Source organism: Rhodopseudomonas sp. (assembly GCF_036404135.1).
Classification (GTDB): domain Bacteria; phylum Pseudomonadota; class Alphaproteobacteria; order Rhizobiales; family Xanthobacteraceae; genus Rhodopseudomonas_A.
The window spans coordinates 1-9,943 of the sequence record NZ_DASWPE010000190.1 but is presented as its reverse complement, the minus strand read 5'-3'; the positions used below and the strand labels follow the sequence as shown (position 1 = coordinate 9,943).

General features: G+C 65.7%; 12 protein-coding genes. 7 read left to right on the top strand and 5 right to left on the bottom strand.

What is annotated here, in order from left to right:
- From VGC77_RS21100 to VGC77_RS21085, 4 genes are all read right to left on the bottom strand, one after another.
- Nucleotides 1-636: MoxR family ATPase (locus VGC77_RS21100; RefSeq protein ID WP_331173518.1), on the bottom strand; the 636-nt coding region annotated here is incomplete at its 3' end.
- Between the two features lie 13 nt (nucleotides 637-649).
- Complete coding sequence (locus VGC77_RS21095) at nucleotides 650-1,474, bottom strand: xanthine dehydrogenase family protein subunit M (protein WP_331173517.1); 825 nt, start codon at nucleotides 1,472-1,474, stop codon at nucleotides 650-652.
- A gap of 41 nt (nucleotides 1,475-1,515) precedes the next feature.
- Complete coding sequence (locus VGC77_RS21090; protein ID WP_331173516.1) at nucleotides 1,516-2,001, bottom strand: (2Fe-2S)-binding protein; 486 nt, start codon at nucleotides 1,999-2,001, stop codon at nucleotides 1,516-1,518.
- Between the two features lie 247 nt (nucleotides 2,002-2,248).
- Nucleotides 2,249-2,704 carry a carbon monoxide dehydrogenase subunit G gene (locus VGC77_RS21085; RefSeq protein ID WP_331173515.1) on the bottom strand — a complete coding sequence of 152 codons (456 nt, stop codon included), beginning with the start codon at nucleotides 2,702-2,704 and terminating at the stop codon, nucleotides 2,249-2,251.
- A 228-nt stretch (nucleotides 2,705-2,932) separates the two neighbouring features.
- Between VGC77_RS21085 and pcaD the strand changes: the two genes are divergently transcribed.
- Together pcaD and VGC77_RS21075 are read left to right on the top strand one after the other, a co-directional pair.
- Nucleotides 2,933-3,715 carry a 3-oxoadipate enol-lactonase gene (gene pcaD / locus VGC77_RS21080; protein ID WP_331173514.1) on the top strand — a complete coding sequence of 261 codons (783 nt, stop codon included), beginning with the start codon at nucleotides 2,933-2,935 and terminating at the stop codon, nucleotides 3,713-3,715.
- Between the two features lie 141 nt (nucleotides 3,716-3,856).
- The gene (locus VGC77_RS21075; RefSeq protein WP_331173520.1) at nucleotides 3,857-4,072 is read left to right on the top strand and encodes an integrase; all 216 of its coding nucleotides are present in this window, start codon (nucleotides 3,857-3,859) and stop codon (nucleotides 4,070-4,072) included.
- A gap of 44 nt (nucleotides 4,073-4,116) precedes the next feature.
- Here VGC77_RS21075 and VGC77_RS21070 read toward each other — a convergent pair whose 3' ends face one another.
- A complete protein-coding gene (locus VGC77_RS21070; protein WP_331173519.1) occupies nucleotides 4,117-4,653 on the bottom strand; it encodes a hypothetical protein in 537 nt (178 codons plus the stop codon).
- Nucleotides 4,654-5,309: 656 nt separating this feature from the next.
- Here VGC77_RS21070 and VGC77_RS21065 point away from each other — a divergent pair.
- The 5 genes from VGC77_RS21065 to VGC77_RS21045 all read left to right on the top strand — a co-directional run.
- Nucleotides 5,310-6,224 (top strand): ABC transporter permease subunit, encoded by a 915-nt coding sequence (locus VGC77_RS21065; protein ID WP_331173513.1) that lies wholly within the window; start codon nucleotides 5,310-5,312, stop codon nucleotides 6,222-6,224.
- Between the two features lie 11 nt (nucleotides 6,225-6,235).
- On the top strand, nucleotides 6,236-7,573 hold the full coding sequence (livM, locus tag VGC77_RS21060; protein WP_331173512.1) for a high-affinity branched-chain amino acid ABC transporter permease LivM: 1,338 nt from the start codon (nucleotides 6,236-6,238) through the stop codon (nucleotides 7,571-7,573).
- Nucleotides 7,570-8,406, top strand: coding sequence for an ABC transporter ATP-binding protein (locus VGC77_RS21055; RefSeq protein ID WP_331173511.1), 837 nt, complete (start codon nucleotides 7,570-7,572; stop codon nucleotides 8,404-8,406). The genes livM and VGC77_RS21055 overlap by 4 nt, the downstream gene beginning before the upstream one ends.
- A gap of 223 nt (nucleotides 8,407-8,629) precedes the next feature.
- Entirely contained in the window at nucleotides 8,630-9,364 is a 735-nt protein-coding gene (locus VGC77_RS21050) for an ABC transporter ATP-binding protein (RefSeq protein WP_331173510.1), read from the top strand.
- 362 nt (nucleotides 9,365-9,726) lie between these two features.
- Nucleotides 9,727-9,943, top strand: a 217-nt coding sequence (locus VGC77_RS21045; protein ID WP_331173509.1) for an ABC transporter substrate-binding protein, incomplete at its 3' end; no start/stop codon positions are given.

Genomic DNA, 9,943 nt, shown 5'->3' with positions numbered 1-9,943 from the left:
CGCCAATTCGCGGTCGGCGCTGGGATAGTCGACCCAGTGATACAGGCAGCGCCGCTTCAGCGCGTCGTGGATCTCGCGGGTGCGGTTCGAGGTCACGATCACGATCGGCGGCTGCGGCGCCTGGATGGTGCCGAATTCCGGAATCGTCACCTGGAAGTCGGAGAGGATTTCCAACAGATAGGCCTCGAACGCTTCGTCGGCGCGGTCGAGCTCGTCGATCAGCAAAACTGGTGCGCCGGCGACGTCCGGCTCCAGCGCCTGCAACAGCGGCCGCTTGATCAGATAGCGCTCGGCAAAGATGTCGCTGGAGAGCTGCTCGCGGTCGGTGTCGCCGCTGGCCTCCGCGAGCCGGATCGCGATCATCTGCGCGGCGCTGTTCCACTCGTACACCGCGGAGGCAATGTCGAGGCCCTCGTAGCATTGCAGCCGGATCAGCTTGCGGCCGAGTGCGGCCGCCAGCACCTTGGCGACCTCGGTCTTGCCGACCCCGGCCTCGCCTTCGAGAAACAGCGGCCGCCCCATCCGCAGTGCAAGAAACGTCACCGTCGCAAGCTGGCGCTCGGCGAGATAGCCCTGGCTGGTCAAGAGTTCGAGCGTGGCATCGACGGACCTGGGCAATTCCGATGCTGTGGTCATGGTTGCGCCATTCTCACTCGGCCAGCGGCGTTTCGGGCTTGGCATTGGCGGCCTCCACCGCGCGCTTCGCCAGCACCCCGATCAGATGCGCGCGATACTCCGCGCTGCCGTGCAGATCGCTGTTGAGGCCGTCGGCGTCGACGTGAATGCCTTCCAGCGCCTTCGGCGAAAATCGCTTCTTCAACGCTTCCTCGAAGGCGGTGACACGGAACACGCCCTCGGCGCCGGCGCCGGTCACGGTGACGCGAACGTCGGACGGTCGCCTGGCGACGAACACGCCGACCAGCGCGTAGCGCGACGCCTGGTTGCGGAATTTGATGTAAGCGGCCTTTTTCGGGATCGGGAACAGCACCTTGGTGATGATCTCGTCGCTTTCCAGCGCGGTGGAGAACATCCCCTGGAAGAATTCCTCCGGCTTCAGCCTGCGCTTGTTGGTGACGATGGTGGCGCCGAGCGCCAGCACCGCCGCCGGATAGTCCGCGGTCGGATCATTGTTGGCGAGCGAGCCGCCGAGCGTGCCCTTGTGACGCACCGCCGGATCGCCGATCAGCGAGGCCAGTTCGGCCAAGGCCGGGATCGCCTCGCCGACGATCGCCGAAGTCGCGACGTCGGCGTGCTTGGCGGTGGCGCCGATCGAGAGCGAGCGCCCCTTGATCTCGATGCCGTCGAGCCCCTCGATATGCGACAGGTCGACCAGATGCGGCGGCGCTGCCAGCCGCTGCTTCATCACCGGCAACAGCGTGTGGCCGCCGGCGATCAGCTTGGCGTCCTCGTTCTTGGCCAAGATATTCGCGGCCTGCCGCACGGTCGCCGGGCGATGATATTTGAACTCGTACATGGCGGTCCTTCGGATCGGCTTACGAACGTCAGCTGACTGGGTTACGCCAGATCGGACTTGCCCATCGCCTTGGCCCCGGCGGCGATCGACTCGACGATGTTCTGATAGCCGGTGCAGCGGCACAGATTGCCTTCGAGTTCCTCGCGGATGGTTTGATCGCTGAGCTCAAAACCCTTGCGATGCACCAGATCGACCGCGGTCATGATCATGCCCGGAGTGCAGAACCCGCATTGCAGCCCGTGACGATCGCGAAACGCCTCCTGCATCGGGTGCAACGGCGCGCCGTCGGCGGCCAGCCCCTCGATGGTGGTGACGCTGTGGCCGTCCGCCATCACCGCCAGCGTGGTGCAGGATTTCACCGCGCGGCCGTCGAGATGCACCACGCAGGCGCCGCATTGCGAGGTGTCGCAGCCGACATGGGTGCCGGTCAGCCGCAAGTTTACGCGCAGGAACTGCGCCAGCAAGGTGCGCGGGTCGACATTCGCGGTGACGGGATTGCCATTCACGATCAGGGAAATTTTCGCCATCAGCACTCTCTTGATCCGCGCCGCCGCGTTGCACGGCAGAGCGCCTTTATAGTGGCTCGGTCATTATATGGGCTCGGTCGTCGGTCGACCGGATAGTTGCTGCCCGTGTCCGACCGCGGGCGTTCGATTTCGGGCGCCGCGCCGGTCTTGCGGCCATCTTATGGACCCCGGCCGGGGTCGGCAACATCGCGGCTTGTGCTGCGGCGGCGCCGAACCGGACTTTGCGCGGTCAAAACAACTTGATCGCTCAGGCGTCGGGCTGCACCGCCTTGCCGAAATTCGAAAAGAACTCGTCAGCGAGTTTCTTCGCCGAACCGTTGATCAGCCGTTGCCCGAGCTGTGCCAGCTTGCCGCCGATATGGGCCTCGACATTGTAGGACAGCAGCGTGCCGCCCTCGTTGTCGGTGAGCCCCACCGTGGCGCCGCCCTTGGCAAAGCCGGCGACGCCGCCTTCACCCTCGCCGGTGATGGTGTAGCCGTTCGGCGGATCGAGATCGGTCAGGGTGACGCGGCCCTTGAAGCGCGCCGACACCGGCCCGACCTTCAGTTTGGCAACCGCGCGGAAACCCTCGGCATCCTCGGTTTTCTCCAGCTCTTCGCAGCCGGGAATGCAGGCCTTCAGCACTTCGGGGTCGTTGAGCTTTTCCCACACCAGCGCACGCGGCGCGACGAGATGGACCTCGCCGCTCATCGTCATGGCCATTGGATGTCCTCCCTTGGGCCGCCTTGCCCGGCGGCGCCGTTTTCGGAGTAAAGCACGCCTGTCCGAAAAGAAAAAGCTTGGCAGAATCGCGATGATACAGCATCGCCGCGGATCAGGAACGACGATCGGCCGAAGCCGCGGCCATCACCGGCGCCGTGCGGCGGTGCCGCGCCACATCGCCGCGCGGCCGCATCGTGCTGCAGTTGCGCTGTCATATGGAGACACCCGATGCCCCTGATCGATGCCGACGGTTGCCTGTTGAACGTTTCGGTGGAGGGCCGCGACGGCGCGCCGACCCTGCTGCTGTCGAATTCGCTCGGCTGCACCATGGAGATGTGGAAGCCGCAAATGCTGGCGCTGACCAGCCTGTTTCGCGTGGTGCGTTACGACCGCCGCGGCCACGGCAAATCCGCGGTGCCGCCCAGCCCCTACACCATGGAGCGGCTCGGCCGCGACGTGCTGGCGGTCCTCGACGACCTCAACATCACCAAGGCGCATTGGTGCGGGCTGTCGATGGGCGGCATGGAGGGGCAATGGCTCGCCGCCCACGCGCCGGAGCGGCTCGACCGGGTGATCCTCGCCAACACCGCCTGCTACTATCCGGACCCCAGCAACTTCCAGAACCGCATCAAGGCGGTGCGCGGCGGCGGGCTCAATGCGATCGCCGACACCGTGATCGCCGCCTGGCTCACCGCGGAGTTTCGCGAGCGCGAGCCGCAGGCCGCCGAGCGGCTGCGGGCGATGCTGGTGGCGACGCCGGTCGAGGGCTACCTGGCCTGCTGCGAGACGCTGAGCACGCTCGACCAGCGCGAGCTGCTGCCGCGGATCGACAGGCCGACGCTGGTGATCGTCGGCCGCCACGATCAATCCACCCCGGTCGCCGCCGGCGAATTCATCCGCAGCCGGATCGCCGGCGCCAGCATGACGCTGCTCGACGCCGCGCATATCTCCAACGTCGAACAGCCGCATGCCTTCACCGACGCGGTGATCGGGTTTCTCACGCAGCGGTAGACGGCGCGCAGAGCGATCGGCGCCGCGTCGTCGGGGCGACTCACCGTCGCAGCTGGGATTGCAGGCGATCCCGCCTTTCGCATCTCAGCGAAACGACTATGTTATCCGGTCGACAACACTCGGAGCCATACCGTGTCGACGATGATTTCGGAAGTCTATGACGCATTCATCGCCGCGGGCACGCCCGAGGACAAGGCGCGCAAGGCGGCGGAAACGCTGGCAAATTACGATGACCGATTTTCCCGCGTCGACAACGAACTCAGCAAAACTCACTCTGAACTCATCCTGGTTAAATGGATGGTCGGCTTCGCCATCGCCCTCAACGTGGCGATTTTGACGAGACTGTTGTTTCGCTAGACCGCAAACCATAGAGATTTGGGCCCGGCGCGCGGGCCATCGAACTACGCCGCCTTCGACTGCGGCGGCAGGTACGCCGGTTCCTTCCGCTCCGCGGAAGCGACGTCATCGCCGGCCGTCTTGCGCAATAGCGGCGGCTCCATCGTCATCAGGATCGCGGTGCCGAGCAGCAGCAGCAGCTCGGTGGCGTGCAATCGCAGCGCCGCCGTCTCGCCGACCTTGGCGGCCATCACCATGCTGGCGAAGCTGATCAGGCTGCCGATCGAAAGCGCGAAGGCCAGCGCCTCATCGCAGCCGCCGGCCTTGCGGATGGTCGCGCGGGTGGTCAGCACCACGAACACCCCGAAAAACGCCACCACCGTCAGCTTGCCGAGCGCCAGCAACCAGGCGGCGCGCACCGTCGACATCGCGGCGAGGTGCAGATAGTCGCTGACGAACAGCGCGATCGAGACGTTGGGCCGCTCGTACAAGCCGTGTACCGGAGAAATCATGATCCGGAACGCGGCCACCGTCCACGCCGGGACGAAATACGCCGCCAACAACGCCCCGTTGAAGGTGCTGATCCGCCAGTTCGTTGCCATCATGGTGCCGCCAACGCCGGTTCTGCCAATCGTGCCGCCCATCATGCGGGCCGTCACGAGCTGCAGGTAACCATTCGTTAACCGGGTGTGGCAATCGAAAGGCTTTGTTAACCTTAACGCGGGCCGCGGCGCAGCATTTTACCTTGCAACGCAAAGAAGTCCCGCCTTGCGGCGGGACCTCCCAGGATCAGCTCTCGGCGGTTAGCGATCCCGCTGCCCGGGCTTTGCCCCTTGGCGGCTCGGATCCTGTTGCTGCTGGCCCGGCTTCTGGCCACTGCCCTGCTGGCCGGGTTTCTGGCTCGGGGTCTGATTCTGCTGACCCTGATGCGGCTGGTTCTGTTTCGGCATTCCAACGCCTCCTCCTTATTGGGTAGCAACACAAAACAACCGGGACCCCGCAAAAACGTTGCGCGGGAATCCGCCTTGCGCCGATCACGGCTTTGCGACCCGACCGGAACCGGGCTCCGGACTTGCCCACCTTAAGTCGCAGCCTGATCTGTTGCCGCAGCCGATTCGCACTGTTAGAAAAATACCGGAGCGCGATGCCCGGCTGCCGGGAGCCCCGTCGCGCCGGCCCCAGCCGAAAATGGGCACTGGTCTTGCATGGCCGGTTGGCGTCAGAATATGAGTCTGTTCAGTCTCCAACACGGCAGCACATGGACTATTTCGCCCAACAACTGATCAACGGGATCGTGCTCGGCTCGATCTACGGCCTGATCGCGATCGGCTACACGATGGTCTACGGCATCGTCGGCATGATCAATTTCGCCCATGGCGACATCTTTATGATCGGCGGCTTCATCGCGCTGATCTCGTTCCTGATCCTGGTCTCGCTCGGCCTCACCTTCGTGCCGGTGATTCTTCTGATCGTGCTGTTGGTGTCGATGGCGATCACCGCGCTGTACGGCTGGACCGTGGAGCGGATCGCCTACCGGCCGCTGCGGCACTCATTCCGGCTCGCGCCGATGCTGTCGGCGATCGGCATGTCGTTCGTGCTGATGAACTATTCCGGCCTGGCGCAGGGCGCCCGGGTCAAGCCGGTGCCGCCGATCATCACCGGCGGCTATACGCTGTATGAGGCCGACGGCTTCGTGGTCCGGCTGTCGAACATCCAGATCATCGTCGTGATCACCACCGTGGTGCTGCTGGCGATCTTCACCTGGCTGGTGTCGAGGACAAGGCTCGGCCGCGACATGCGCGCCTGCGAACAGGATCAGACCATGGCGGCGCTGCTCGGCGTCGACGTCGACCGCACCATCTCGATGACCTTTGTGATCGGCGCCGCACTGGCCGCGGTCGCCGGTATGATGTACCTGCTGTATTACGGCCTGGTGGATTTCTTCATGGGCTTCGTCGCCGGCATCAAGGCGTTCACCGCCGCGGTGCTGGGCGGGATCGGCTCCTTGCCCGGCGCGATGCTCGGCGGCCTCCTGATCGGCCTGATCGAAACCTTGTGGTCGGCGTATTTCTCGGTCGAGTACAAGGACGTCGCGGCGTTCTCGATCCTGATCATCGTTCTGATCTTCCTTCCGACCGGCCTGCTCGGCCGTCCGGAAGTCGAAAAAGTCTGACGGGCGCGCGCGTGACAACCCTCGCTCCTGCCCCCGCCGCCGCCCCGACCGCCGCCAAGAAGCGCGGCCTCGATGTCGCGTTCGTCTTCAAGAAATCCCTGATCAGCGCCCTGGTGGCGCTGGTTTTGTTTTCGCTGATGATCGGCATCCGAACCGAGGCCGGTCCCACCGGCCAATTGATCTACTGGACCCGGTTCGGCGACCTCGCCGCGATGGTCGGTGCGGTATTCGTCGGCTCCATCATCATCGAGCTGCTGCGCTGGTGGTGGGGCCCGGTCGGCACCGTGCACAGTGTCGGGCCGAAGCTGCAAAGCGCGCTGTCGTTCGCCGGCCGGGTGCTGCCGCCGCTGTTGCTCGGCTTCACCTTCCTGGTGCCGGTGATCTTCTACGAGCAGCGCTACATCCTCGATCTCGGCATTCTGGTCTTGACCTATGTGATGCTGGGCTGGGGCCTCAACGTCGTGGTCGGCCTCGCCGGCCTGCTCGACCTCGGCTATGTGGCGTTCTACGCGGTCGGCGCCTATTCCTACGCGCTCTTGGCGACCAATTTCGGGCTGTCGTTCTGGGTCTGCCTGCCGCTCGCCGGCATCCTCGCGGCGTTTTGGGGCATGATGCTGGGCTTCCCGGTGCTGCGGCTGCGCGGCGACTATCTGGCGATCGTCACCCTGGCGTTCGGCGAGATCATCCGCCTCGTCATCATCAACTGGCAGAGCCTGACCGGCGGCCCCAACGGCGTCTCGGGCATTCCGCGTCCGACGCTGTTCGGCATTCCGCTGATCCCCGGCGAGGACGGCCTCGCCGCGAAGCTCGGCATCGAATTCTCGCCGACCCACCGCATCGTGTTCCTGTTCTACCTGATCCTGGCGCTGGCGCTGTTGACCAACTGGGTGACGATCCGGCTGCGCCGGCTGCCGATCGGCCGCGCCTGGGAAGCGTTGCGCGAGGACGAGGTCGCCTGCCGCGCGCTCGGCATCAACACCACCACCACCAAGCTCACCGCGTTCGCCACCGGCGCGATGTTCGGCGGCTTCGCCGGCGCGTTCTTCGCCACCCGGCAGGGCTTCATCTCGCCGGAATCCTTCACCTTCCAGGAATCCGCGCTGGTGCTGGCGATCGTGGTGCTGGGCGGCATGGGCTCGCAGCTCGGCGTGGCGCTGGCGGCGGTGGCGATGATCGGCGGCTTCGAACTGTTCCGCGGGCTCGAGCAGTACCGCGTTCTGGTGTTCGGGCTGTCGATGGTGCTGCTGATGATCTGGCGGCCGCGCGGACTGATCGGCCATCGCGCGCCGACGGTGTTTCTGGAACACAACCGGGCGATTTCCTCCGACCTCGTCAAGGAAGGCCGATGAGCGGCTCCCCCATCCTCGAGGTCGACAATCTCGCGATGCGGTTCGGCGGCATCGTCGCGGTCAACGGCCTGTCGTTTGCGGCCCGGCACGGCGAGATCACCGCGCTGATCGGCCCCAACGGCGCCGGCAAGACCACGGTGTTCAACTGCATCACCGGCTTCTACAAGCCGACCGGCGGCACCATCCGGCTCAGCCATGTCGACGGTAACAGCTTCCAATTGCAACGGCTGAACGACTTTCGGATCTCCAAGATCGCCAAGGTGGCGCGCACCTTCCAGAACATCCGGCTGTTTCCCGGCATGACCGCGCTGGAAAACCTGATGGTGGCGCAGCACAACGCCCTGATGCGCGCCTCCGGCCTGACCTTTCTCGGGCTGATCGGCGCGCCGTCCTGGCGTAGCGCCGAGGCCCGCGCCATCGAACTCGCGCGAGTCTGGCTGAAGCGGATCGGGCTGCTGGAACGCGCCGACGACGCCGCCGGCAACCTGCCCTATGGCGACCAACGCCGGCTGGAGATCGCGCGCGCGATGTGCACCGGGCCGGCGCTGTTGTGCCTCGACGAGCCGGCCGCCGGCCTCAACGCCCGCGAGAGCGCCAGTCTGAGCGAATTGCTGATGTCGATCCGCGCCGAGGGCGAGACCTCGATCCTGTTGATCGAGCATGACATGAGCGTGGTGATGGAGATTTCCGATCACGTCGTGGTGCTGGACTACGGCGTCAAGATCGCCGACGGCACGCCGCAGCAGGTCCGCGACGACGCCCGCGTGATCGCCGCCTATCTCGGCGTCGAGGACGACGAAGTCGAAGCCGTCGCGCAGGAGCTCGGGCTGTGAGACCGACCGCGCGTCAAACGTCTGTGACCTGGTTCCGCGCTTCCACCGCGTCGTCCCTGCGAACGCAGGGACCCATATGGCGTGGCGTAGCCTTATGGCACCGTCGGACAACCTCATGCATCAACCCAACCGCCAGGGATGATGGGTCCCTGCGTTCGCAGGGACGACGCCCGGAGAGATCGTGCTTCGTCGCATTCACCTGCGACCCATCAGTGGGGGCCGCATGACCACGCCCCTGCTGGCGATCCGCGGCCTGCGCGCTGCCTATGGCAAGATCGAAGCGCTGAAGGGCGTCGACCTCGACATCGCGCAAGGCGAGATCGTGGCGCTGATCGGCGCCAACGGCGCCGGCAAATCGACGCTGATGATGACGATCTTCGGCAAGCCGCGCGCCAAGGCCGGCCGCATCGAATTCGACGGCCAGGATCTCACCGAAGTACCCACCCATCACATCGCACGGCTGCGCATCGCGCAGTCGCCGGAGGGCCGCCGGATCTTTCCGCGGATGAGCGTCGCCGAGAATTTGCAGATGGGCGCCGACGCCACCGAAACCAGCGAGGCCGACCGCGCGGCCGGGCTGGAGCGGGTATTGACCTTGTTCCCGCGGCTCAAGGAACGCCTGACCCAGCGCGGCGGCACATTGAGCGGCGGCGAGCAGCAGATGCTCGCGATCGGCCGCGCGCTGATGAGCCGGCCGCGACTGCTGCTGCTCGACGAGCCCTCGCTCGGCCTCGCTCCTCTGGTCGCCAAGCAGATCTTCGATGCGATCCGCACGCTCAACCGGCAGGACGGTCTTACCGTGCTGATTGTCGAGCAGAACGCCAACCACGCGCTGAAACTGGCGCATCGCGGCTACGTCATGGTCAACGGCCTGATCACCTTGAGCGGCTCCGGCGCCGAACTGCTGGCCCGCCCCGACGTCCGCGCCGCCTATCTCGAAGGCGGCCGCCACGGCTGAGCAAGGTGGCCGGTGCAGTGCTGTCCGCATCCTTCACCTCTGCATCACCGCGCGTAACGAGGACATGCAGTGGCCGCAAGGTCACCTCTCCCATTGGGAGAGGTCGGCGCGAAGCGCCGGGTGAGGGGTTACACAGTCTCGATAAGCCGTACTCCCTCACCCCGGCCCTCTCCCCATGGGAGAGGGAGCCCGTTTCCGATGCCGCGCCGCCGCGCACAAGCCACATGACGGATGCGGCAATCCCGCCCCGTCCTGCCTGAAAATTTGGCGATGACTTGGCCGGCGAATTAGCCGAGAATGCGCCCGACCCGCGCGTTTCCGGGCGCGGCCGCACATCGCACGATTACCGCAAGGATCATCCCATGACACCACGAAAGCTCATCGGCCTGGCATTCGGCGTCTCGCTGGCGCTGTCGACCTCCGCCCTGGCCCAGGACATCACCGTGGCGGTGGCCGGCCCGATGACGGGCGGCGAATCCGCGTTCGGCCGGCAGTTGCAGAACGGCGCCGAGCAGGCGGTCGCCGACATCAACGCCGCCGGCGGCGTGCTCGGCAAGAAGCTGGCGCTGCAGGTCGGCG